The 21,813-nt window shown below is 63.7% G+C and carries 22 protein-coding genes; 10 read left to right on the forward strand and 12 right to left on the reverse strand.

Translation table 11 applies throughout. The annotated features are described in order from the left end of the window. The first annotated feature begins 60 nt into the window (after positions 1–60). Positions 61–417, forward strand: coding sequence for a DUF6482 family protein (locus F8A90_RS01625; protein ID WP_225347494.1), 357 nt, complete (start codon positions 61–63; stop codon positions 415–417). A 15-nt stretch (positions 418–432) separates the two neighbouring features. Here F8A90_RS01625 and F8A90_RS01630 read toward each other — a convergent pair whose 3' ends face one another. Together F8A90_RS01630 and F8A90_RS01635 are read right to left on the reverse strand one after the other, a co-directional pair. Then, a complete protein-coding gene (locus tag F8A90_RS01630) occupies positions 433–819 on the reverse strand; it encodes a thiol-disulfide oxidoreductase DCC family protein (RefSeq protein WP_200018613.1) in 387 nt (128 codons plus the stop codon). Further along, positions 816–2,498, reverse strand: a complete 1,683-nt coding sequence (locus F8A90_RS01635; protein WP_233593398.1) for a cryptochrome/photolyase family protein — start codon at positions 2,496–2,498, stop codon at positions 816–818. Before F8A90_RS01635 ends, F8A90_RS01630 begins: the two co-directional genes overlap by 4 nt. A gap of 217 nt (positions 2,499–2,715) precedes the next feature. Here F8A90_RS01635 and hemH point away from each other — a divergent pair, with 217 nt between their 5' ends. After that, the gene (hemH, locus tag F8A90_RS01640; protein ID WP_200018615.1) at positions 2,716–3,705 is read left to right on the forward strand and encodes a ferrochelatase; all 990 of its coding nucleotides are present in this window, start codon (positions 2,716–2,718) and stop codon (positions 3,703–3,705) included. Positions 3,706–3,891: 186 nt separating this feature from the next. Here hemH and F8A90_RS01645 read toward each other — a convergent pair whose 3' ends face one another. Genes F8A90_RS01645 through F8A90_RS01670 form a run of 6 tightly spaced genes read right to left on the reverse strand, consistent with a single transcriptional unit; the run spans position 3,892 to position 9,761 of the window. Further along, entirely contained in the window at positions 3,892–4,293 is a 402-nt protein-coding gene (locus F8A90_RS01645; RefSeq protein ID WP_200018617.1) for a Na+/H+ antiporter subunit G, read from the reverse strand. An 18-nt stretch (positions 4,294–4,311) separates the two neighbouring features. After that, a complete protein-coding gene (locus F8A90_RS01650) occupies positions 4,312–4,581 on the reverse strand; it encodes a K+/H+ antiporter subunit F (RefSeq protein ID WP_166019701.1) in 270 nt (89 codons plus the stop codon). After that, positions 4,575–5,075, reverse strand: coding sequence for a Na+/H+ antiporter subunit E (locus F8A90_RS01655; protein ID WP_043334742.1), 501 nt, complete (start codon positions 5,073–5,075; stop codon positions 4,575–4,577). Before F8A90_RS01655 ends, F8A90_RS01650 begins: the two co-directional genes overlap by 7 nt. Next, positions 5,072–6,613 carry a monovalent cation/H+ antiporter subunit D gene (locus F8A90_RS01660; RefSeq protein WP_200018618.1) on the reverse strand — a complete coding sequence of 514 codons (1,542 nt, stop codon included), beginning with the start codon at positions 6,611–6,613 and terminating at the stop codon, positions 5,072–5,074. The genes F8A90_RS01655 and F8A90_RS01660 overlap by 4 nt, the downstream gene beginning before the upstream one ends. After that, positions 6,613–6,969 (reverse strand): Na+/H+ antiporter subunit C, encoded by a 357-nt coding sequence (locus F8A90_RS01665; RefSeq protein WP_166019703.1) that lies wholly within the window; start codon positions 6,967–6,969, stop codon positions 6,613–6,615. Before F8A90_RS01665 ends, F8A90_RS01660 begins: the two co-directional genes overlap by 1 nt. Beyond that, positions 6,969–9,761: a monovalent cation/H+ antiporter subunit A gene (locus F8A90_RS01670; RefSeq protein ID WP_200018619.1), complete on the reverse strand. Its 2,793-nt coding sequence runs from the start codon at positions 9,759–9,761 to the stop codon at positions 6,969–6,971. The genes F8A90_RS01665 and F8A90_RS01670 overlap by 1 nt, the downstream gene beginning before the upstream one ends. A 745-nt stretch (positions 9,762–10,506) precedes the next feature. Between F8A90_RS01670 and F8A90_RS01675 the strand changes: the two genes are divergently transcribed. Next, entirely contained in the window at positions 10,507–12,186 is a 1,680-nt protein-coding gene (locus tag F8A90_RS01675; RefSeq protein WP_200018620.1) for a deoxyribodipyrimidine photo-lyase, read from the forward strand. 119 nt (positions 12,187–12,305) lie between these two features. Here the strand turns inward: F8A90_RS01675 and F8A90_RS01680 are convergent, their stop codons facing one another. Continuing rightward, positions 12,306–13,031: a 16S rRNA (uracil(1498)-N(3))-methyltransferase gene (locus tag F8A90_RS01680; RefSeq protein WP_200018621.1), complete on the reverse strand. Its 726-nt coding sequence runs from the start codon at positions 13,029–13,031 to the stop codon at positions 12,306–12,308. A gap of 198 nt (positions 13,032–13,229) precedes the next feature. On the opposite strand from F8A90_RS01680, the gene phaR reads away from it, so the two are divergent. The 5 genes from phaR to F8A90_RS01705 all read left to right on the forward strand — a co-directional run bounded on the left by phaR (position 13,230) and on the right by F8A90_RS01705 (position 17,878). Beyond that, positions 13,230–13,748: a polyhydroxyalkanoate synthesis repressor PhaR gene (phaR, locus tag F8A90_RS01685; RefSeq protein WP_200018624.1), complete on the forward strand. Its 519-nt coding sequence runs from the start codon at positions 13,230–13,232 to the stop codon at positions 13,746–13,748. A gap of 165 nt (positions 13,749–13,913) precedes the next feature. Then, positions 13,914–15,206, forward strand: coding sequence for a phosphoribosylamine--glycine ligase (purD, locus tag F8A90_RS01690; protein ID WP_166019707.1), 1,293 nt, complete (start codon positions 13,914–13,916; stop codon positions 15,204–15,206). 259 nt (positions 15,207–15,465) lie between these two features. Next, a complete protein-coding gene (locus tag F8A90_RS01695) occupies positions 15,466–15,921 on the forward strand; it encodes an acyl-CoA thioesterase (RefSeq protein WP_200018625.1) in 456 nt (151 codons plus the stop codon). After that, positions 15,921–16,793, forward strand: a complete 873-nt coding sequence (locus tag F8A90_RS01700) for a phosphoribulokinase (RefSeq protein WP_166019709.1) — start codon at positions 15,921–15,923, stop codon at positions 16,791–16,793. The genes F8A90_RS01695 and F8A90_RS01700 overlap by 1 nt, the downstream gene beginning before the upstream one ends. 68 nt (positions 16,794–16,861) lie before the next feature. Continuing rightward, on the forward strand, positions 16,862–17,878 hold the full coding sequence (locus tag F8A90_RS01705) for an alpha/beta fold hydrolase (protein WP_200018627.1): 1,017 nt from the start codon (positions 16,862–16,864) through the stop codon (positions 17,876–17,878). Between the two features lie 49 nt (positions 17,879–17,927). On the opposite strand, the gene F8A90_RS01710 is transcribed toward F8A90_RS01705, so the two are convergent. Further along, positions 17,928–18,752, reverse strand: a complete 825-nt coding sequence (locus tag F8A90_RS01710; protein ID WP_200018629.1) for an RIO1 family regulatory kinase/ATPase domain-containing protein — start codon at positions 18,750–18,752, stop codon at positions 17,928–17,930. Positions 18,753–18,973: 221 nt separating this feature from the next. On the opposite strand from F8A90_RS01710, the gene F8A90_RS01715 reads away from it, so the two are divergent. Then, the gene (locus F8A90_RS01715) at positions 18,974–19,315 is read left to right on the forward strand and encodes a histidine triad nucleotide-binding protein (RefSeq protein ID WP_043334727.1); all 342 of its coding nucleotides are present in this window, start codon (positions 18,974–18,976) and stop codon (positions 19,313–19,315) included. A gap of 242 nt (positions 19,316–19,557) precedes the next feature. Further along, positions 19,558–20,223 carry a 2-polyprenyl-3-methyl-6-methoxy-1,4-benzoquinone monooxygenase gene (gene coq7 / locus F8A90_RS01720; RefSeq protein ID WP_205700843.1) on the forward strand — a complete coding sequence of 222 codons (666 nt, stop codon included), beginning with the start codon at positions 19,558–19,560 and terminating at the stop codon, positions 20,221–20,223. A 107-nt stretch (positions 20,224–20,330) separates the two neighbouring features. Here the strand turns inward: coq7 and F8A90_RS01725 are convergent, their stop codons facing one another. Then, on the reverse strand, positions 20,331–20,684 hold the full coding sequence (locus F8A90_RS01725; protein WP_166019712.1) for a hypothetical protein: 354 nt from the start codon (positions 20,682–20,684) through the stop codon (positions 20,331–20,333). 335 nt (positions 20,685–21,019) lie between these two features. Next, on the reverse strand, positions 21,020–21,811 hold the full coding sequence (locus F8A90_RS01730; RefSeq protein ID WP_200018631.1) for a hypothetical protein: 792 nt from the start codon (positions 21,809–21,811) through the stop codon (positions 21,020–21,022). Between the last annotated feature and the right edge of the window lie 2 nt (positions 21,812–21,813).

The following is a 21,813-nucleotide window of genomic DNA, read 5'->3' on the forward strand; positions in this document are numbered from 1 at the left end:
CCACATCGCCGTCTTACGGCCTTGCCATGCGCAGCCTCATGGATGCGCAGGAGTCTTTACATGTCCAGAACCGCCAGCATCTTCACGCCGTCCGCCATCTTTACCAGCAATCTGCAGTCACTGATGGCCGAATACCCTGCACTGGAGGCGCGCGTGATCAGTCATGCCGCCAGCCGTTTCTATCAGGTCCAGCTGGTGCTGGAAGCCGCCGGCGAGGAAGAGGAGGAGCGCAGTGAGCTGCTGATGAAGCGTGGCAAGCCGATGCTGTTCCGCTCGCTGGAGGATGTCTACAGCGAGCTCAAGCGGGGCGGGATGTCACGGGCGTGGCTGGTCTCGCAGGTCGCCAATGACGAGATGATCGGCCGTCCGCCGCAGTACCATCAGCCCTTGAGCTCGCGTATCCCGTTGAGCTTCTGAGCCCGCGCCTCTGGCTCAGGTATGCTTTTGAGGCACCCAGCGGCCAATGTGCTCGCGATGGCGGGCAAAGAGGCGGTAACTCATGTCCATCAACGGGCGCAGGCCCGGCAGCAGCGACAGGCGCACCAGGCGCCGGTAGCCGAGTACCGCATAGAGTGCTCGGCTGGCATCCATGCCGACATACCACTCCCCGCGTGCGTCCTGTACATGCAGGCGTCCCATCATCGTCTCGAAGCTCAAGCCCAGCGCCTGAGGCGAGAAATCTGGTGCACGGATATCCACCGTTCTGACCCGCTCTCGCCTGGGATGCCTGCCCAGCCAGGCGACCTCGCGCTGGCACAGGGGGCATTTGCCATCGTGGTAAAGCGTGACGGGTGCGCTGGCTTGCCAGATGCGGCTCATGAGGATTCCTTGTCGGTCGTGAGGCTGGAGGGCGCGGCGTAATACCCGGCGCGATGGGCATCACTGCCATAGTCCACGGCGCTGTCGAGGCGAGCCAGAAAGGCGTCGGCCTGTTGCAGCAGGGCTTCGCGCTTGTCGTCCTTCATGCGTCGCCAGCTGCCGTAGACCAGTGACATGCGTGGATTGCGCGACAACGCCTCGCGATGGCGCTCGATGAAGTGCCAGTAGAGGCTGTTGAACGGGCAGGCATGCGTGCCGGTGACCTTCTTCGGCGAGTACTGGCACCTGTCGCAGTGATTGGACATGCGGTCGATGTACTTGCCCGAGGCGCAGTAAGGTTTGGAGCCCATCAGGCCGCCATCGGCATGCAGCACCATGCCCAGCGTATTGGGCAGCTCGACCCACTCGCAGGCATCGATGTAGACCGCCAGATACCAGTCGCATAGTGCCTCGGGCTTCACGCCGCACAGCAGCGCGAAGTTGCCCGTGACCATCAGGCGGCGAATATGGTGGGCGTAGGCATGCTCGCGGGTGCTGGCGATGGCCTGATCCAGACAGCGCATGCCGCTGCCACCTGTCCAGAAGAATTCCGGCAGGTTGCGGCTGGCTTCCAGCCGGTTCTCGCGCTTGTAGCCCGGCATGCGCGTCCAGTAGATGCCGCGCACATATTCACGCCAGCCGAGTATCTGACGAATGAAGCCCTCCGCCGAGTTGATCGGCACATCGCCGCGCCGCCAGGCGGCGTCCACGGCGTTGCAGACCTCCTGCGGGCTCAAGAGCCCGATATTGAGCGCGGCAGACAGGCGTGAATGGAACAGAAAGGGATCGCTGTCCTCGATGGCATCCTGATAGCGGCCGAAGTCTGCCAGGCAGTGATCGAGAAAATGCGTGAGGTCACAGCGAGCCTGGGCACGGGTGACGGCCCAGTTGAAGTTCTCGAGGCTGCCGAAGTGGCGCTCCTTGTCACTGGCCTGCTCCCCGAAGCGTGCCGCGACCAGCGCCAGCACCTCGCGGGTCGTCGCATCCTCATGATGGGCATGCACCGGTGGCGGTGGGGCGTGGAAGTCGTCTGGAATCGGTTCGCGGTTGTCGTGGTCGTGGTTGAACTTGCCGCCGGCGGGTTCGCTGCCTTCCATCAACAGGTCGGTGTCACGGCGTTGCTCGCGATAGAAGTACTCCATGCGCAGTTGCTTGCGGCCCTCGGCCCAGCCGGCGAAGGCTGCCGGCGTGGTGAAGAAGCGTGTGTCCTCGAGGACTTCCCAGCGCACGCTGCCGGCCTCGCGCCGCGCCAAAAAGTCGTCCAGCAGCCGCCACTCGCCGGGGCGGGTCACCAGCACGCCATCACACTGATACAGGGCGGCCAGACGCTCTGCCTCGCTGGTCAGACGCTGGAGGTTGTCCGGATCCTCCAGTCGGCTTTCATGTACCTGCCAGCCACACTCCCTGAGTTCCTGGGCGTGGTGGCGCATCGCGGCCAGCATCATCGCGATCTTGTGTGGGTGATGCGGCACGTAGCGACCTTCCTCCTCGACCTCGCAGAAGGCGATCACGCTGTCGGCGGGCGCCTGCTTGAGACTTGCCAGGTCATGGCTGAGCTGGTCGCCGAGAATCAGCACCAGTGGCCTCGCGAAATCATGACGCGTCGCCAGGCGCAGAGTGGCGGGGGTGGGATCGGGCACGAGGACTCCGGGAGGGTTGTGACAATAATTGTCTTAAAGCTATACAAATCGTGATGATAGTATAACTTCATCCCTCACGCACAGGGTGAGCTGGTAACATGGCTGCGCTGTCGGTGAAGGTAGCTGCGCTGTCAGTGAAAGTAGTTGCGCTGTCGATGAAAGTGGATGCGCTGCCGCTTCACCTCTTTTCTTGCCCCTTGTCAGGAGTCCATCATCCATGAGTACCCCGCGTTTTGGCGTCATGCTGGTCAATCTCGGCACCCCCGATGCCCCGACCCCCAAGGCGGTGCGCCGTTACCTCGCGGAGTTTCTTGGTGATGTGCGCGTGATCGACTTGCCGCGTCTGCTCTGGCTGCCAATTCTGCATGGCCTGGTGTTGACGACGCGTCCCAAGAAGGTGGCCGAGGCCTACGCCTCGGTATGGACGGAAGACGGCTCGCCGCTGATGGCGATCGGCAAGCGTCAGCGCGCCGCGCTGGAAGCACGCCTGGCCGAGTCGCTGGGCGAGGACATTCCCGTCGAACTGGCGATGACCTATGGCAAGCCGACCATGGAAGAGGTGGGGCGCAAGCTCGCCAGCCGTGGTGCGGACCGCATGCTGATCCTGCCGCTCTATCCGCAGTTCTCGCGCACGACTACCGCCGCGGTCTTCGATCGCCTGGCGCGCGCGCTCAAGCCGTGCCCGCATCTTCCGGAGCTGCGTTTCGTGCGCGATTATCACGATCACCCGGATTACATCGCGGCGCTGGCCACCAGTGTGCGTGAGCACTGGGAGAGGGAAGGCCGGCGCGGCAAGCGCCTGCTGATGAGCTATCACGGCATTCCCAAGCGCTATGCGACGGCGGGCGATCCGTACCCGACGCAATGCGAGCGTACCAGCCAGCTGCTGGCCGAGGCGCTGGGGCTTGGCGACGATGAGTGGGCGATGACCTATCAGTCGCGCTTCGGCAAGGCCGAATGGCTCAAGCCGTACACCGATGAAACGCTGAAGGCGTGGGGTGGTGAAGGGCTGGAAAGCGTCGATGTCATCTCGCCGGCCTTCGCGGCTGACTGTCTCGAGACGCTGGAAGAGCTGGAGGAGGAGAACCGCGGCTACTTCACCGAATCCGGTGGTGGCGACTTCCGCTATATCCCGGCGCTCAATGATCGCAGTGACCATATCGATCTGCTCGAGGCGCTGTGTCGCCAGCATACTCAGGGCTGGTAACCAGCAGGCCCGTCAAGCTTCCATGGCCCGAGAAATGAAAACGCCCCACCAGTCATGACTGGTGGGGCGTTGCTGTTGCTGGTCTGCTGCTCGTGAATCCACTCCTGCGAATCAGCGCTCGTGAATTCGCTCTCGTGGCTCAGAGCCTGATGGATGAGAGCCTGCCTGGCGAGAGCCGAGTGACGATCACGGCAGGCGGGATTCGTTGGCCTCGGCGTTGACCTCATCCGGCTCCTCGGCGACTTCGAGTCGCTCCGGCACGTTGCGTGTGCGGCTGTCCGCCACCAGCTTCTGGTGCAGCGCCGCCTTGGACAGCAGATGAGCGGTCACGGGAGCGGTAATGAACAGGAAGATGGACACCAGCATTTCCTGAAAGCTGAAGTGACCGGTGGTGGCGCGGAAATAGATCATCGACGCCATCAGTACGCAGCCGACCCCCAGCGTGGTGGTCTTGCTGGGGCCGTGCAGGCGCATGTAGAAGTCCTTGAGGTGCGTCAGTCCCAGAGAGCCGATGAAGGCAAACAGGCCGCCGGCAACCAGGAAGAAGGCGATCACGCCTTCGAGGACAGGATAGAACCAGGTGGGCATGGGGAGTCTCCGCTCAGGTCATTCGATGATGTCGCCGCGCAGCAGGTACTTGCAGACTGCCACGGTGCTGACGAAACCGAGCATGGCGATCAACAGCGCCGCCTCGAAGTAGGACTTGCTGTTGAGCTGGATGCCGAACAGCACGATCAGGGCGATGGAGTTCACGTACATGGTGTCCACCGCCAGAATCCGGTCCGGCAGGTCCGGCCCGATGGCGAGCCGGAAGACGTTGAGCACCAGCGAGGTGGCGAACAGCGCGATGCTGATCCACAGGGCGATGTCTAGCATTCGAAGATCTCCTTGAGCGGACGCTCGTAGCGCTGGCGGATCTCGTCGATCAGTTCCTGCTCATCCTCGACATCCAGCGCGTGGATGATCAGGTGGCGGCCATCCAGCGTCAGATAGGCCGAGACCGTGCCCGGCGTCAGCGTGATGGTGCTCGACAACAGGGTGATCGGGAATTTCTCCTCAAGTTCCAGCGGATAGCGCACGAAGGCCGGACGGAACTTGGCGCGCGGATTGAGGATCAGGTAGGACACCTGCAGGTTGGCGATGATGATGTCCATGATCACGCGCAGGAAGTAGCTGATCAGTCGCCAGGGCTTCTGGAGGTCAGGCTGCGGCTCCCAGAAGCGGTAGGTCAGGATGGGAATCGCGATGGCCAGCACTGCCCCGAGCAGAATCTGACCGGGCGCGACGCTGTTCTGCAGCATCAGCCAGACAATCAGCAGCAGCACCGACAGCATCGGCGTGGGCAAGAGACGGGAACGAGGCTTGATCATGAGACATCTCCCTTCAGCGGCGGTGCGGTTTCGGGTGCCGCGTCCTTGCCGAGCAAGGATTCAAGATAGGGGGCCGGGTTGGACAGCTGCTCGGCGGTGGCCTTGGTCCAGTTCGCCAGCGGTCCCGCGAAGATGACCAGCATCAGTGCGGCCGAGATCAGCCCGCCAGTCGCGATGCCACGGGCCGTGCCGATCCGCTCGCCGCTGGGCTCGGCCTTGCTGGTGCGCCAGAACACGCTGGAGCCGGCGCGCGAGCAGGCGACCAGCGAGCACAGACCGGCCAGCAGCAGCAGCGGCCACAGCCAGAGCTGTTGCTCCGGCGTTGCCGAGGCGAGAATCAGTGCCTTGCCGATGGCGCCCGAGAACGGCGGCAGCCCGGCGGCGGCGGCGGTGCCGATCAGGAAGAGGCCGCCCAGCAGGCCTGCCTGCAGCAGCGGGCGCGAGCGCACGATGCGTGCCCCGGCCTTGCCGCGCTGACCGGCGACCACGTCGACCAGCAGGAAGAGGCCACCGGTGACCAGTGTCGAGTGGATCAGGTAGAACAGCAGCGCGCTGTCTGCCTCGATCGTGTTCATGCCCAGTGCCGTCAGCAGCGTGCCCACCGACACCATCACCAGATAGGCCACCAGGGTGCGCAGATCACGCGCCGAGAGCACGCCCAGCATCGCCACCACCAGGGTGGCGAGTCCCGCCCACCACAGCCAGTCACGGCCGAGGTCCGCCAGTGCGCCAGCATTGTCGGTGAAGATCAGCGAGTAGACGCGCAGGATGGAGTAGATGCCGACCTTGGTCATGATCGCGAACAGTGCCGCGACCGGTGCCGAGGCCGCGGCATAGGCGCGCGGCAGCCAGAAGTACAGCGGCAGCATCGCCGCCTTGAGGCCGAACACCACCAGCAACAGCAGGCCACCGGCTTCCATCAGGCCGGCACGGCCCGGGTCCAGCGTGGTGACGATGACCGCCATGTCGGCCATGTTCAGGGTGCCGGTCACGCCGTAGAGGATACCCAGCGCGATCAGGAAGAACGCCGAGCCCATCAGGTTCAGCACCACATAGTGCAGCGCCGACAGCGTGCGGGCCTTGCTGCCGCCATGCAGCAGCAGGGCGTAGGAGGCGATCAACAGCACCTCGAAGAACACGAACAGGTTGAACAGGTCGCCGGTCAGGAAGGCACCGTTGATGCCCATCAGCTGCAGCAGGAACAGGCCATGGAAGTTGGAGCCGGTCTCATCGATGCCCGCCGTGGCGTACAGACAGGCCAGCAGCCCCAGCAGCGAGCTGAGCAGCACCATGGTCGCCGACAGGCGGTCCAGTACCAGCACGATCCCGAATGGCGGCTGCCAGTCGCCCAGCGCGTAGTAGCGGATGGTGCCATCACCGGCCTGCACGACCAGCGCGATGGCGATGGCCACCATCAATGCCTGAGCCACAAGGCTGACCGTGCGGCGCAGGGTCGGTGAGGTAGCACGACTCAGCAGCAGGCCCGCCCCCACCAGCAGTGGCAGGACAATCGGAAGGACAATCAGGTGTTGCAGCATCACTTGGTGTCCTCTTTCTCTTTCGAATCATCCAGGCGATTGCCATTGACGTGGTCACTGCCCAGGTCGCCGCGCGCGCGCATCGCCAGGATGACCACGAAGGCCGTCATGGCGAAGCCGATCACGATGGCGGTCAGCACCAGCGCCTGGGGCAGGGGGTCTGCCGTGGGCGAGCCTGAGCCGACCACGGCCGGCGTGCCGTGCATGGCCAGGCCACCCATGGAGAACAGGAACAGATTGACGGCGTAGGACAGCAGCGTCAGGCCGACCACGACGGGGAAGGTGCGGCCGCGCAGGGTGAGGTAGACACCGCAGGCGGCCAGCAGGCCGGTGGTAGTAGCGTAGAGGGCTTCCATCACATCTTCTCCTTGGTCGGGCGATGCGGAGTCGTCAGCTTGCCCAGATTGGCGAGAATCATCAGGGTCGCGCCGACCACGGTCAGGTAGACGCCGAGGTCGAACAGCAGCGCGGTGGCCAACTCGATTTCCCCGATGACGGGCAGGGTGAAGTGGCCGAAGGAGGATGTCAGGAACGGATAGCCGAACACCCAGCTGCCGGCACCGGTCAGACCGGCGATCAACACCCCGGCCGCCGCGACGGGCTGGTAGGGGAAGCGCAGCCAGCGCTGCGTCCAGTCCACGCCACGCGCGATGTAGAGCAGGATGATGGCGACCGCCGTCACCAGACCGGCGATGAAGCCGCCACCCGGCGCATTGTGGCCGCGCAGGAAGATGTAGACCGAGACCAGCAGTGCCAGCGGCAGCAGCGTCTGGGAGACGGTGGCCAGGATCATCGGATGGCGATCCGGCGACCAGCCACGGCCATCCAGGTCACTGGACGGCATGAACAGACGCAGACGGTTGAGCAGCTTGAAGATCGCCAGACCCGCGATACCGAGAACGGTGATCTCACCCAGCGTATCGAAGCCACGGAAGTCGACCAGAATCACGTTGACCACGTTGTGACCGCCGCCACCGGATACGGCATTGGCCATGAAGAAGTCGGAAATCGACTCCACCGGGCGGGTCAGGATGGCGAAGTTGAGACTCGCCACCACCACGCCGAAGGCACTGGCCAGCAGCACGTCGCGCATGATGCGGCGCGCGCTGGATTCCTTGGGCGTGCGCTGGGGCAGGAAGAACAGCGCCAGCATCAGCAGGATCATCGTCACCACCTCGACCGCCAGCTGGGTCAGTGCCAGGTCCGGTGCGGCGAAGCGCGCGAAGGCCAGCGAGGTCATCAGGCCGACCACGGACAGCATCAGCAGCGAGATCAGGCGCTTGCGGTGGGTGATCGCGGTGCCGAGGCCGGCCAGGCCGGTGATCACGGCGCCGGTCAGCAGCATGCCATCGAAGGGCTGTTGCTCAAGCTCCCCGCCCAGTTGCGGCACGGCCAGCAGGCCGATGCCGACGAACAGCAGTGCGGTCAGCAGCAGCCACAGCATGTAGCGCTGCAGCGAGCCATTCTCGAAGCTGTCCATGCTGCGCTCGGAAAGCTTGACGAGGCGTTGCACGTTGGCCTCGAACACCAGCAGGGCATTGCGCGCGCGGAACTGACGCTGGAAGGAGTAGAGATGGTGGCGCAGAGCATAGACGGCGACGCCGCCCGCCAGCGCGATACCGCTCATCAGCAGCGGCAGATTGAAGCCGTGCCAGATGGCGAGACTGAACTCCGGTACCGGTCCGGCCAGCACGCTGGCGGAGGCACTGACCAGCAGATCCTTGATCACCAGCGACGGCAGGATACCGACCAGCAGACAGATCAGCACCAGCACCTCGATGGGCAGCTTCATGTAACGCGGCGGCTCATGCGGGGTCTTGGGCAGATCCTTCGGCTCGCCATTGAAGAAGACGTCGTGGATGAAGCGCAGCGAGTAGGCCACCGACAGGATGCCACCGAGGGTCGCCAGTGCCGGAATCAGCCACGACAGGCCGCCCAGCAGCTGGGCATCGAGGCTCTCGGCGAAGAACATCTCCTTGGACAGGAAGCCGTTGAGCAGCGGCACGCCGGCCATCGAGGCCGAGGCGACCATCGCCAGCACCGTGGTATGCGGCATGTAGCGATACAGGCCATTGAGCTTGCGGATGTCACGCGTGCCGCATTCGTGATCGACGATGCCGGCGGCCATGAACAGCGAGGCCTTGAAGGTGGCGTGATTGATGATGTGCAGCAGACCCGCGACGGCGGCCATCTGGCTGTTGAAGCCGAACAGCAGCGTGATCAGGCCCAGGTGACTGATGGTCGAGAAGGCCAGCACGCCCTTCAGATCCTGCTTCATCAAGGCGAACCAGGCGCCGTAGAGCAGGGTGGCCAGGCCGGTCAGACTGACGATGTAGAACCACAGGTCTGTCCCCGCGAGCACCGGGTGCATGCGCGCCAGCAGGAAGACACCGGCCTTGACCATGGTGGCGGAGTGCAGGAAGGCGGATACCGGCGTCGGTGCCGACATCGCGTGGGGCAGCCAGAACTGGAACGGGAACTGGGCCGACTTGGTGAAGGCGCCCAGCAGTACCAGCACCAGCGCGACCGGGTAGAGCTCGTGGGAGCGGATCTTGTCTGCCGCGGCCAGCACGTCATCGAACTGGTAGCTGCCGACGATATGCCCGATGACCAGGATACCGGCCAGCAATGCCAGGCCCCCGGCGCCGGTGACGGTCAGCGCCATGCGGGCGCCCTTGCGCGCCTCGCTCAGCTGGTACCAGTAGCCGATCAGCAGGAAGGAGCTCAGGCTGGTCAGCTCCCAGAACACCCACATCAGCAGCAGGTTGTCTGCCATCACGATGCCGAGCATCGCGGTCATGAACAGCATCAGGAAGCTGTAGAGGCGTGCCAGTGAGTCCTCGCCCGACAGGTAATAGCGGGAATAGAGGATGATCAGCAGGCCAATGCCGAGGATCAGCAGCACGAACAATCCCGACAGACCATCGAAGCGCAGCGACAGGTTGAGTCCCAGCTCCGCGATCCAGGGCAGATGGAACTGGGGCACCATGCCCGAGAAGACGTCCCCGAGGTGGAAGACGGCGATACCGAGTGCTAGGGCAGGTGCCACCGCGGTCAGCCAGGCAAGGCGTGCACGGGGCAGATTTCTGGCCATCAAGGGCACCAGGGCACCGAGTAACGGCAATAGCACGATCAACAGCAGGGTCATGGAAGACTCGCTCCAGTCGTTGTTGTAGTACGTAGTCCGTCATTCGTGGGCTGCGCAGACACAGGCTCAGGGCCGGACTGCCAGCTTCGAGATCGGGAGGCGGAGTTTCGGCCACTGGGTGCCGACAGGATAGGCGAGCGCACTGCAGGTTGCCGCGATGAAGTGCCGGACACCCGAGACTCTGTCAGGAAGACGTTCTCATGGGGCCATGCGAGACACGACATGCGTTACGCGGCAGCAAGGGGGTGGCAGTGGCTGGCTCGGGCTGCGCGGAGGATCTGGCGCGGGTTCAGCGCGTCAATCGCTCCGGGCATGACATTACCGTCACAAGGGGCGGATCCGTCAGGAAGGGGAGTCGCACGGCACGGGGTGCCAGCATCCAGGATGGGATGAGGTCCGCAGCGCGTCCCCGGCTGCCCGCAACGGGCAGACGGCGAATATGCCGGGTTGGTGCGGTCATGTCATGTCTTGCGAGCATGGCCGTATTCCTCCTGAAGCCCCTGGATGACAAGTGTGTGTTCGAGTGGAGACACTTGCGCGATCTTGTTGAAAACATTGATGGAACGTGACCTAACCTCTCGAATGTATCACGCACTTGCACCCCTCGCCAGCGCATGCCCGACCCGCCGGAACGCGACATGTACCCTGTGAAGTGTTGTACAAGATGTCGATTTTCTTGTACAAATATTGCACGCCATACGTTCCACCACGTCATCTGCACGACGTCATTCTGTACGAGGTCACCATGCACGAGGTCGCCAGCATGCATTCGGGCAATGCGCCCGAAACCTCTCTGGTGTGGTTGCGTCACGACCTGCGGCTGGAAGACAACCCGCTGTTCGCGCTGCCCCTGTCACGTCGCCCGCACCAGATGCTGGTGATGTATGTCTTCGACCGTCGCTTGCTTGCGCCGAGCGACGGCTTGCCACGCCTGGGGCCAGCGCGTCTGCGCCTGCTGTGGCAGAGCTTGATGAACCTGCGTGGCATGCTGCTGCGCCGCGGAAGCGACCTGCTGGTGCGCGTCGGGGACCCCGTCGAGGAAGTACTGACGCAGGTCGCCCGGCATGATGTCCAGTGTCTGGAAGTCAGCCTCGCCGCCGCGCCGGAAGACAGCCGCGCTCTGCAGCAGCTCTCACGCCGCCTGCCGGCCTCGACTCGGCTCCACTGTCACCCCCCTGACCAGATCGCCTTCGATAGCCAGCTGCTGGATGGCCCGCTGCTTGATCGCCTGCTGCCGGGCAGACTCCCCCGCGAAAAGTCTGCGCGCCTGGGTGATGCGCACGGGGCGACCCCTGTCGCAGACGAGCGTGCGGCTCCCTCTGGTGATCATCTCGATCTGCGTGATACGGACTCTGCTGATACAGGCGCATCAGGCGATCATGAGGATCTGGCGACCTGCGCAGCGCTTGCCTCGCAGGTGCTGCATGCCAGTGGTGGCGATGACTCTGGGGTGGCCGACCTGATGCTGCCGCCTTCGGCCGTGCTGGCGCCGGTACCGGGTGCTTTGCAGGCCCGTCCTCAGTGCGAGGCTCGGTCTCAACGCGAGGCTTCCCCGTCGGGACTGAATGATGAGCAGTGGCGCGCGCTGTGCGAGGCGCAGCCACCCTTGCAGGGGCTTCCCTATTCCCTGCCGCCGTGGCCCGATTCTGCCTCGCGTGGCTTTCCGCCGCTGGATGCCATCTGTGGCTCGGCGCAAGCCTGGCAGCCGGCGACTGACAGGCTTGCGGAGTTGCAGGGCGGCGAGGAACCCGCCCGCACCCACCTGTCGACCTTGCTGTGGGGCAAGGCCTGGGCGAAGGGAGATGCCGGCAAGAGGGATGATGACTCGATCGAAGGAGCGTCCTATCAGCGATCGCACCTTGCCGATGCCGAAGGCGCTGGTGTGCCGGCGGGGCTGGCACCCCAGCGGGAGGCGGGGAAGACCCTGGACGATATGCAATTGATGGCGCGTCCGGCGGATGCATGGCCCCTGGCAGCCTGGCTGGCGCTGGGTTGCATCAGTCCGCGCCGCATCCTGCAGGTGCTGGATGCCCGCCGCCACGAGGCGGGTGATGAGGCGATCAATCAGCAGCTGCTGGCCATCGTGCTGCAGCGCGAGTGCTGGCAGCGCATGCTGCGCGACAAGGACGAGGAGGCTCGCGCGGCCTGGTATGGCGCCGCGTTGCGAGAAGACGCCGCAAATGACGACGCCTTTGCGCGCTGGCGCGAAGGGCGAACCGGTGATGCCCGTGCCGACAAGGCCATGCAGGTGCTGGTACGCGAAGGCTGGTTGCCGTGGTCCGAGCGCAAGTATCTGGCCGGTGCCTGGCTGGAGCGCGGCGGCGACTGGCGGTTGGGTGCGCGTTGGTTCGAGCGTTGTCTGCTCGATTACGACGCCGCCATCCACTGGGGGGAATGGCGGCATCTGGCGGGCTTCGATGTGTGATCAGGCGGTGTCGATGCCACGCGAGTCGTCCGGGAAGATCCAGGCTCGACTGGCACCTCTTCTACGTCCTGCAGCCATGGCCTGCTGCTATGACTGCTGCTTTCATGACCTGGCGCTCTTCAGCCCAGACGTGCCAATAGCGCCGTGACGGCCGTCTCGACGCGCAGGATGCGCTCGCCCAGATGCACCCCTTCAAAGCCTGCCGCCATGAATTTCTCGACCTCATAGTCCACGAAGCCGCCTTCCGGACCGATGGCCAGCATCACCGGCTCGCGGACGGCGCGTGGGCACTCATTCGGCATGCCCGGATGGGCGATGATACCGCGGGGAGGCGTGCCTGATGCTGGTGCCATCAGTGCCGGCAGGCGGTCTTCCACGAAAGGTTTGAACAGTTTCTCGTGGGTCACCGTCGGCATGATGGTGTCACGCGCCTGTTCCAGCCCCAGCACCAGATGCTGGCGAATCTTGTCTTCCTTGAGCTCCGGTGACTGCCAATAACTCTTCTCGACACGCCGCGTATGCAGCAGGGTGATGTGCTTCACGCCCAATGCCGTGACGTGTTCCAGCGAGCGTGCCAGCATGCGCGGGCGCGGCAGCGCCAGCAGCAGATGCACGTCGAGTGGCGCCGGCGGCTGACGGTCCAGCGTCAGGCTGAATTCGGCGCTGTCCGCGTCCAGTCGCTCCAGGCGGCCACGGCCGATCAGGCCACCCTCCACCCCCAGCGTCATCTCGTCGCCGACGCTGGCACGATGCACCTCACGCAGATGGCGCAGGCGGCGCGGGTCCGTGACACGTGCGTGGTCCTGAGTGGTCAGGTCATCAGCGCCGAGCAAAATCAGATTCATGGCAATACCGGGGCAGTGGAGGGCGGGATGCATCGCTTGCAGACAGTGGCAAGCGGGGCGTTATTCTAGCATGTCGTGCCTGCTGTCCCGACGGGGACAGCGTTGGCATGGCGTCAATGGCTGACGCGTGGAGACGCCTTTTCTTGCAGTCCCCCCCCTTGAGTGCACAATGAAGAAAAATCGACAGGAGCCTGACACGTGCGAGTGATCCGCAAATATGCCAATCGGCGCCTATACGACACCGAGCAGAGCCGCTACGTGACCCTGGAAGACCTGCGCAGCCTGGTGCTGGCGGAAGAGGTCTTCAAGGTCGAGGACGCCAAGAGCGGTGAGGACCTCACGCGCACCATCCTGCTGACCATCATCATCGAGCAGGAGCAGGGCGAGGGCGACGCCGAGGTCTTCTCCAACGAGCTGCTGGAGCAGTTCATCCGTATCTACGCGATGGCCAAGCCGTTGCCGCTGGCCGGTTATCTGGAGCAGGGTACGCGGTTGATGATGGAGCAGCAGCAGCGCATGCAGGAGCAGTGGTCTCAGGCCATGCGTCACTCGCCGATGGAAATGATGCGCGAGGTCGCCGAAGAGAATCTGCGCTTCTGGCAGCAGGCCATGGGAGGGGGCATGGGCGCTGGCAGGAACTCCTCGCGCTCACGGCCCGACGATGCGGATACGGCGCCTGATGAGTCGGATACGCCGCCGGATGATGAGCGACGCTGAGTGTGACGCCGTGTCAGACCCAGCTTTCACACAAATTCATCATGATGTGAAAAGGGGCGCCCCGAGCAGGGCGCCTTTCTGCCATAATGCGCAGCCTGATATTTCCTCGGTAGCTCGCGCCATGCGGGTAGCCCTGATCCTCACTGGCTCATGAAGGTTGAAAAGATGAAGGTCCTGATCATCGGCGGCGGTGGCCGCGAACATGCGCTGGCCTGGAAGGCCGCCCAGTCATCCCGTGTCGAGGAGGTCTTCGTGGCGCCCGGCAATGCGGGTACGGCGCGCGAGTCCAAGCTGACCAATCTGGCGATTGCCGCTGACGATCTCGAGGCGCTGGTCGCCTTCGCGCGTGACAACGCCATCGAGCTGACCATCGTCGGCCCGGAAGCGCCGCTGGTGATCGGCGTGGTCGATCGCTTCCGTGAAGCGGGTCTCAAGTGCTTCGGCCCGACGGCCGGAGCCGCCCAGCTGGAAGGCTCCAAGGCCTTCACCAAGGACTTCCTGGCGCGTCATGCCATCCCGACCGGCGACTACGCGACCTTCGCGGAGGTCGATGCGGCGCTTGAGTACCTGGCGGCCCATCCGGCGCCCATCGTCATCAAGGCTGATGGCCTGGCGGCGGGCAAGGGTGTCGTGGTCGCGATGAGCGACGAGGAAGCCCGCGCAGCGGTGCGTGACATGCTCGAGGACAACGCCTTCGGCGATGCCGGCGCACGCGTGGTGATCGAGGAATTCCTCGACGGCGAGGAAGCCAGCTTCATCGTGATGGTCGACGGCGAGAACGTGCTGCCGATGGCCACCAGTCAGGATCACAAGCGCGTCGGCGAAGGCGATACCGGCCCCAACACCGGTGGCATGGGGGCCTACTCTCCGGCACCGGTGGTGACGGCTGACGTTCACCAGCGCGTGATGGACGAGATCATTCTGCCCACCGTGCGTGGCATGGCGGCCGAAGGCCACCCCTACACCGGCTTCCTGTATGCCGGTCTGATGATCGATGCCCAGGGCGCGCCGAAGATCATCGAGTACAACTGCCGCTTCGGTGACCCGGAAACCCAGCCGATCATGGTGCGTCTGAAGTCCGACCTGGTCGCGCTGTGTCTGGCCGCCGAAGAGGGGCGTCTCGACACCCAGAGCTGCGAGTGGGATTCCCGCGCGGCGGTCGGCGTGGTGCTGGCAGCGGGTGGCTATCCGGCCAGCTACCGCAAGGGCGATGTCATCAGCGGGTTCGACGCTGCCGAAGCGACCGGCTGCAAGGTCTTCCATGCCGGCACCGCCGAAAAGGACGGCCAGGTCATCACCAGCGGTGGTCGCGTGCTGTGCGTCACCGCACTGGGCGACAGCGTCGCGGCGGCCACCGAGCGTGCCTATGAAGGCGTCGATGCCATCAGCTGGCAGGACATGCTGGTGCGTCGCGACATCGCCTGGCGCGCCATCGCTCGCGAGCGCGGCGATAGCTGAAAGCGCTGAGTCGCACGGGCCATCCCCCCGCGACATGCCTGCTTCACGACAAGACCCGGCCTAAGGCCGGGTCTTGTCGTTGGGGCGTCTCTCAGTGCCCTGAGCGCCTACGACCATCGTGTCGGGGTCTGGTCATGGCGGTGTCGGGCATGCGATAACCCTAGTCATCCTCTATTCCTTCTTGAGGCTGACCGGCGTCGAACGATGGCGTCGCCGTCCGCCCTGAATCCTTTTCCTGTCTCGCCGACAAGGAGTCTGCATGGACCGTATCCGGCTTGAATTTCCGGTTTCCCGCCTGGTACATCGCCACCCGATGACGATTCGGGTCAGCGACATCAACTATGGCCAGCACCTGGGCCACGACAGCGTGGTCAGCCTGGCGCACGAGGCGCGGGGCCAGGCCTGGCAGGCGCTGGGCTTCCCCGAGTGGAACATCGATGGGCTGATGAGCATCGTCGCGGATCTCGCCGTGCAGTATCAGGGCGAGGGCCGGCTGGGCGACGCACTCGTGGTGGAAACGGCCATCGACAGCGTGTCCGGCAAGGGGCTTGGCGTCCATCACCGCCTGCTGCGTGTCAACGATGACGCGGTACTGGCGACGCTGCGCGTCGGGCTGGTATTCGCTGGCGAGCAGGGGCTGGCGGAACCGAGCGCGCGCGTCAGTACCGCCATCGAGCAGGCCGTCACTGCCATGTCTTCTCAGGTAACCAACTGATGTCGCGGGAATATCCAATCATCGCCGTGACGGGGTCTTCCGGCGCGGGCACCACTACCGTCATGCGCACCTTCGAGCGCATGTTCTCGCGTGAGGCGATTCATGCCGCCTACGTGGATGGGGATGCCTTTCACCGTTATACCCGTGATGAGCTGGTGCGCATGTTCCAGGAGGCGCCGGAGCGCAAGCGCGAGCTGTCTCACTTTGCGGTCGAGGCCAATCAGCTCGATCGTCTGGAAGCGCTGTTCGTCGAGTATGGCGAGCAGGGCTCCGGCACGCATCGTCATTACATCCACGCCGAAGACAAGCGCATGATCGAGGCCGGCTACAAGGTCGGCACCTTCACCGAATGGCAGTCGCTGCCGGACTGTACGGACCTGCTGTTCTACGAGGGGCTGCATGGCGGGCTGGTGACGCCGGAGCATGACATCGCGCGGCATGTCGATCTGCTGATCGGGGTGGCACCGACCATGAATCTGGAGTGGATCCAGAAGATCGATCGCGACACCAAGCTGCGCGGGCATTCCCAGGAAGCGGTGGTCGACACCATCCTGAGCCGCATGGATGACTACGTGCGCTACATCCAGCCGCAGTTCTCACGTACGCACATCAACTTCCAGCGCGTGCCGACGGTGGATACCTCCAACCCCTTCGAGCCGCAGGATATCCCGACGGATGCCGAGTCGATGGTCGTGATTCACTTCCGTGATCCCGGCAGTGTCGACTTCCCCTTCCTGCTCGCGATGATCCAGGGCTCGTTCATGTCGCGTCCCCACACGCTGGTGGTGCCGGGCGCGCTGATGGCACTGGCCATTGAACTGATCATCACGCCCTTGGTCAGAAGCCTGCTGGCGCAGCGGCGTTTCCGCTGACGCCAGTCAGTACCAGCGCGATGCCGTCATCGGGCATGCGTCGTCTTCATTCATTACAGGAATCATCGATGTCCCCGATCAAGGCCTTGTGTTTCTCCAGCCTGCTGCTCCTGGCAGGCAATACCTATGCCGCTGAGCCCGCTGATACCTCGTCACTCTCCTACGATGCCATGTTGACCGGCTACGCGTACGACTTCGACGTGAACTATTTCGCGTTCAATTCACAGCGCCAGTCCTTGAAGATGGCGTACATCTATCTGGCGCCATCCGAGGGCATGCCGGTCGTCACGCTCATGCATGGCAAGAACTTCAACGCCGATTACTGGACGCCAACCGCGCGCTATCTTCAGTCCCTCGGCTACGGCGTATTGATTCCGGACCAGATCGGTTTCGGGAAATCCTCCAAGCCGGTGGATTACCAGTATTCCTTCGCTGCCCTGGCGAAGCATACCCACGATCTGATGGATTCTCTGGGGATCAAGGATTCGATCATACTCGGGCACTCCATGGGCGGAATGCTGGCAAGTCGCTTTGCCTTGATGTATCCGAAGACGACGGATGAGTTGATTCTGGTCAATCCGATCGGCCTCGAGAACTATCTCGAATACGAGGATTACAAGGACACCGATTTCTTCTACAAGAACGAGCTGGCCAAGACACCGGAAAGCGTCAAGCGCTACCAGCAGAAGAACTACTACGCCGGAGACTGGAATGACGAGTACTCCTCGCTCACCGATTTCATCACCGGTCAGATCCAGGGGCCTGACAAGGACACCATGGCGTGGGTCAATGCCAAGACCTACGACATGATCTTCACCCAGCCGGTGATCACGGAATTCGAGGACTTTGCCGTTCCCGTGAAACTGATCATCGGGACGCGGGACAGAACCGCGCCGGGGCGCGGCTGGAAGAAGGACGGGGTGGAGCGCGAGCTGGGGCGTTATGATCAGCTCGGCAAGCATGCTGCTGCCTTGATCCCGGATGCCGAGCTTTATGAGCTTGACGGTCTGGGGCATCTGCCGCAGATGGAAGACTTCGAGCGCTTCAAGGTGACACTGGACAAGGCGCTCAAGCAGGATTCATGAGCCTCTGCCGCCTGAGATGACGTGGATAGAGGCTGGTTTGCGTCGTGACCTACCGACCCTTGAGGCGTGGCAGGATGCCTTTCTTCCAGACGCGCAGGGTGCGATTCAGACGACCACTGCGGATCAGCAGGCGTGCCTCGCGGGTGCTCAGCGGCAGGCCGAGGGTGCGTTGCTTGAGCTTCAGCGAGTGACGCAGATCGAAGCGGCGCATCATGCGCGCAAGGCTGGCCGTGCCCGGCAGGCGTGGCAGGCACACGGCAGAGGTGAAGTCGATCAGGACCGGCACGCCATCGCGCAGCACGACGTTGGAACCACGGATGTCGTTATGAGCCATCTGGCGCTGATGGAGTTGCTGCACGACGAGAATCAGCTGCTGACTGAGGCGGGCATCCGTCACGTCATCCAGGGCGGCATCACTCAGCAGCGGCCCGGGGATGTACTCCATCGCCAGCGACAGCGGTGACAGGCGCGCCACGGCGCGAGGGGCGTGTGTCCAGTCGCCCAGGCGCTCGAGCATCTTCAGCTCATGGCGTACCAGCCAGCGTGCTACCAATGCCGCCGGCGTGCCGGCATAGCGGCGGTAATCCTTGCAGACCACCGGCTGGCCATTGAGGTGCGTGATATAGACCTCGGCCTTGAGAAAGCCCTTGGCGCGCTGCAGGAACTCGCCCGGGATCTGTTCGCCGTCAACACGCGCGACCCTGGGCGCGGCACGCAGTGCCGCCTGCGCCTTCTCGGCGCGCGTAGGCTCAGCGCGATCAACGGCGGGGGAGCCGGCAGTGGCCGGTCGTGTCTCGCCGTGAGTGCCAAGGCCGGCCTCCAGTTCGTGGTTGGCCTTGCGCAGGGAGGAATCTTGGCGAGTGAACACGGGCATGACAGACGGCTTCTCGTTAGCGGGATAACAATGATTATCCTACTGTTTTCCTCCTTCGCCCACTGACAGCGGTGAATCAGTCTGTTTCCCTAAAGGCGACATTGCCCTGTCTGCAAGCTGGCTCGCGTATTCCTGTCTCTGCCCTTGGCCTGTTGCCCGGCTGGCGCTACGCTGGCAGGCCACGCTGCCATGGGCAGCCCCACTTCAAGGGAGAAGGTGTCATGGACTGTCTGTTCTGCAAGATCATCAACCGCGAGATTCCCGCCGATATCGTCTATGAGGATGATGAGGTGCTGGCCTTCAATGACATCAATCCGCAGGCGCCGACCCATGTGTTGATCATCCCCAAGCAGCACATCGCCACGCTCAACGATATCGAGGAGCATCAGCTGGCCACGGTAGGGCGCCTGCAGTACACCGCCGCCAGACTGGCGAAGGACTACGGTTTTGCCGAGGGCGGTTATCGCGTGGTGATGAACTGCAATGAAGATGGCGGCCAGACGGTCTATCATATTCATATGCACCTGATGGGTGGTCGCCGCTTCACATGGCCGGCTGGCTGAGCCGGCATAGAGTAGGCGCCTGTACCGGCGGTTCGCGGGCAGGTAGCGGCTAGCGATAACAAGCGCGCGGCACACAGGCGCATACCGGCAATGTCGTGAAAACGGCATTGCCGGTTTTTCATTGGGGAAGCCACGGCGCAAGGGAGCCGGTCAGGCCTCGCCCGGCGACACTCTGCCCCTTACCGTCGCGGGCTGGCTTGCGTAAGATGGCCTCATTGCTCACGCCGTGCAGGAGTCTTCCCATGCCGCATTCCGATGCCATTTCGGCGCAACGTCATCACAGCCGCGCCGATCAGTTGATCCATCAGTTCGACACCGTACTGCGTACCCTGGTGCCACATGCCGCCCAGCCGTCGCGTCCCTCTCCGGCGGGCGACATCCATGACGAAGCGATCAGCGATGAAGAGCGTCAGCACGCCGCTGGCCTGATGCGCATCAACCACACTGGCGAGGTGTGTGCCCAGGCGCTCTATCAGGGTCAGGGGTTCACGGCGCGTCTGCCCGAAACGCGCACGCAGATGGAGCTGGCCGCCCAGGAAGAGATCGACCACCTGGCTTGGTGCGATGCACGACTCGTCGAGCTGGATGCCAACACCAGCCTGCTCAACCCGCTGTTCTACATGACGAGCTTCGCGCTCGGGGCAGCGGCCGGTGCCATCAACGACAAGGTCAGCCTCGGGTTCGTGGCCGCGACCGAAGAGTTGGTCGGCGAGCACCTGTCGAAGCACCAGCAGACGCTGCCCGAGGGTGATCAGCGCTCACGCGCCGTGTTGCGTCAGATGGAAATCGACGAAGCCCATCATGAGCAGTGGGCGCTGGAGGCCGGTGGCCATCGCTTCCCGGGGCCGCTGAAGAGCGCCATGCGCCTGATGTCCAAGGTGATGACGGCCAGCGTCTATCGCGTGTGATGGTCAGACGCCTGAGCTTGCCTTGGCAGCTTCAGGATGCTGCAACGCAAAAGGCCGCCCCATGGGGCGGCCTTTTGCGTTCTTGGCGAACGTCGTGGTGATCAGGCTTATTCCTTGACCTGGTACTCACCGTCCAGCGTCTCGGTGCTGCTGCCGTCTTCACGCGTGGCATCACGCGAATAGTTCTGGCGGCCATTGGCCTTGTCCTGGGCCTCCTGCATGCGCTGCTGCATCTCGCTCATGCGCTTTTTCATGCGACGACGGATGAAGGGCAGCATGATGATGCCGAGTACCATCATCACCAGCGCTGCGAACAGGCTGAAGATCATGACCACGCCACCGATCAGCCAGGCGGCGACCAGCTTGAGGCCGGACAGGCCATTGGAGGGACGTTGGTTGCCTGCATTGGCCTGCCATTGGCGAGCTTGATTCCACAGAGTGTTGTGCTGTTGGCCTTGCATGTGTCTTCTCCACGATAGAGCCGGGCCGTCAGGCCGGGCGAGGATGACCCGATAGGTGAAAGTGGGTGGTCGGGGATATCGGGTCAGGAAACAGGGGGTTATCTTTTCCGGCGCTACTGGCTTTCGTGCTCAGGGCCGGGGATGGATAAGTGGGGCTCGATGCGACGCACTTTTGCATGAGGCGTCTGATGGCATCGGGCGGCCGGTTGACTCGTTCAGCATCGAAGTTGGCATCGTTGCCGTCAAGCGGCTTCGGCGTTGATCCAGCGCTGGTGGTCGGGCCCAGTCCCGGAACCGCAATGAAGCACGGTTGCGCATCAAGCGGGTCGATCAGTCTATGGCCGGTAATCCGGATTCATGGATGCGCTGGCGGCGAGGTTGAAAGCATTGCCCGGCAGCGGCATGTTCAATGCCATCCTCTGCGGCCTGCCTTGCGCATCGCGCCCGTGAATCTGGATGGCGTGCGCGGTGACCTCGACGCTCTGTACTCTCTTGATGCCGTCGACAGCGGCAAAATTCAAGGTCTGACGCATGCTGTCGCCATCGATGGCCTTGCTGCCGGGCGCGGAATCACTCTGACGCAGCGCTTCGCTGATGAATTCTCCATCGGCGAGATTGATGGCCAGTTCCATCTGCCACCCATTATGCCCCCAGCCCGTGAACTGAACATGATCGTCGCGGATATCCAGCGTACTGAATTCCAGCATGCCCTTGCGACTGGCGTGGAGCATCATCTGCGTGAGCAGCTCTGGCGCAAGTCCCTGAGTGGACGCGGTGTCAGAGATATCCGTCGCCGGCTTCCCGGCATCATTGCCGAGCGTGGCGTGCGCCCGGTCGCCATTTGAGTGCTTGGTGGTCGAGGACCCATCGGCCGAGAGTCCAGAGGTCGAGAGCTCTGCCGCTGACAACTGATGGCGCACCGGCAGGTCCTCGATGCCATTGGCATAGGCGGGAGCAGAGCCCAGCATCAGGCCGAGTGCGCTGACGCCCAGGCCGTGTCGCCAGTGCTGGACTGCGCGGCTGGCGAGCCAGAAGCGAGACGGGGCGGCACCTGCGGCCGGCGGCTGCCGGGATGCGGAGTCTGATTCACGAACGGGAGCAATACGGGACGCGGCAGATGGGGACATGA

Origin of the sequence: Cobetia sp. cqz5-12, assembly GCF_016495405.1 — a bacterium.
Lineage (GTDB): Bacteria > Pseudomonadota > Gammaproteobacteria > Pseudomonadales > Halomonadaceae > Cobetia.

Bases quoted from the DNA above. Each gene is read 5' to 3' on its own strand.
- F8A90_RS01670 (WP_200018619.1), bottom strand. From the start codon at position 9,761: ATGACCCTGCTGTTGATCGTGCTATTGCCGTTACTCGGTGCCCTGGTG.
- F8A90_RS01695 (WP_200018625.1), top strand. From the start codon at position 15,466: ATGGACCGTATCCGGCTTGAATTTCCGGTTTCCCGCCTGGTACATCGC.
- F8A90_RS01665 (WP_166019703.1), bottom strand. From the start codon at position 6,969: ATGGAAGCCCTCTACGCTACTACCACCGGCCTGCTGGCCGCCTGCGGT.
- coq7 (WP_205700843.1), top strand. From the start codon at position 19,558: ATGCCGCATTCCGATGCCATTTCGGCGCAACGTCATCACAGCCGCGCC.
- F8A90_RS01660 (WP_200018618.1), bottom strand. From the start codon at position 6,613: ATGCTGCAACACCTGATTGTCCTTCCGATTGTCCTGCCACTGCTGGTG.
- F8A90_RS01650 (WP_166019701.1), bottom strand. From the start codon at position 4,581: ATGCTAGACATCGCCCTGTGGATCAGCATCGCGCTGTTCGCCACCTCG.
- F8A90_RS01645 (WP_200018617.1), bottom strand. From the start codon at position 4,293: ATGCCCACCTGGTTCTATCCTGTCCTCGAAGGCGTGATCGCCTTCTTC.
- F8A90_RS01725 (WP_166019712.1), bottom strand. From the start codon at position 20,684: ATGCAAGGCCAACAGCACAACACTCTGTGGAATCAAGCTCGCCAATGG.
- F8A90_RS01630 (WP_200018613.1), bottom strand. From the start codon at position 819: ATGAGCCGCATCTGGCAAGCCAGCGCACCCGTCACGCTTTACCACGAT.
- F8A90_RS01700 (WP_166019709.1), top strand. From the start codon at position 15,921: ATGTCGCGGGAATATCCAATCATCGCCGTGACGGGGTCTTCCGGCGCG.
- F8A90_RS01730 (WP_200018631.1), bottom strand. From the start codon at position 21,811: ATGTCCCCATCTGCCGCGTCCCGTATTGCTCCCGTTCGTGAATCAGAC.
- F8A90_RS01710 (WP_200018629.1), bottom strand. From the start codon at position 18,752: ATGCCCGTGTTCACTCGCCAAGATTCCTCCCTGCGCAAGGCCAACCAC.
- purD (WP_166019707.1), top strand. From the start codon at position 13,914: ATGAAGGTCCTGATCATCGGCGGCGGTGGCCGCGAACATGCGCTGGCC.
- F8A90_RS01705 (WP_200018627.1), top strand. From the start codon at position 16,862: ATGTCCCCGATCAAGGCCTTGTGTTTCTCCAGCCTGCTGCTCCTGGCA.
- F8A90_RS01655 (WP_043334742.1), bottom strand. From the start codon at position 5,075: ATGATCAAGCCTCGTTCCCGTCTCTTGCCCACGCCGATGCTGTCGGTG.
- F8A90_RS01715 (WP_043334727.1), top strand. From the start codon at position 18,974: ATGGACTGTCTGTTCTGCAAGATCATCAACCGCGAGATTCCCGCCGAT.
- F8A90_RS01625 (WP_225347494.1), top strand. From the start codon at position 61: ATGTCCAGAACCGCCAGCATCTTCACGCCGTCCGCCATCTTTACCAGC.
- hemH (WP_200018615.1), top strand. From the start codon at position 2,716: ATGAGTACCCCGCGTTTTGGCGTCATGCTGGTCAATCTCGGCACCCCC.
- F8A90_RS01675 (WP_200018620.1), top strand. From the start codon at position 10,507: ATGCACGAGGTCGCCAGCATGCATTCGGGCAATGCGCCCGAAACCTCT.
- F8A90_RS01680 (WP_200018621.1), bottom strand. From the start codon at position 13,031: ATGAATCTGATTTTGCTCGGCGCTGATGACCTGACCACTCAGGACCAC.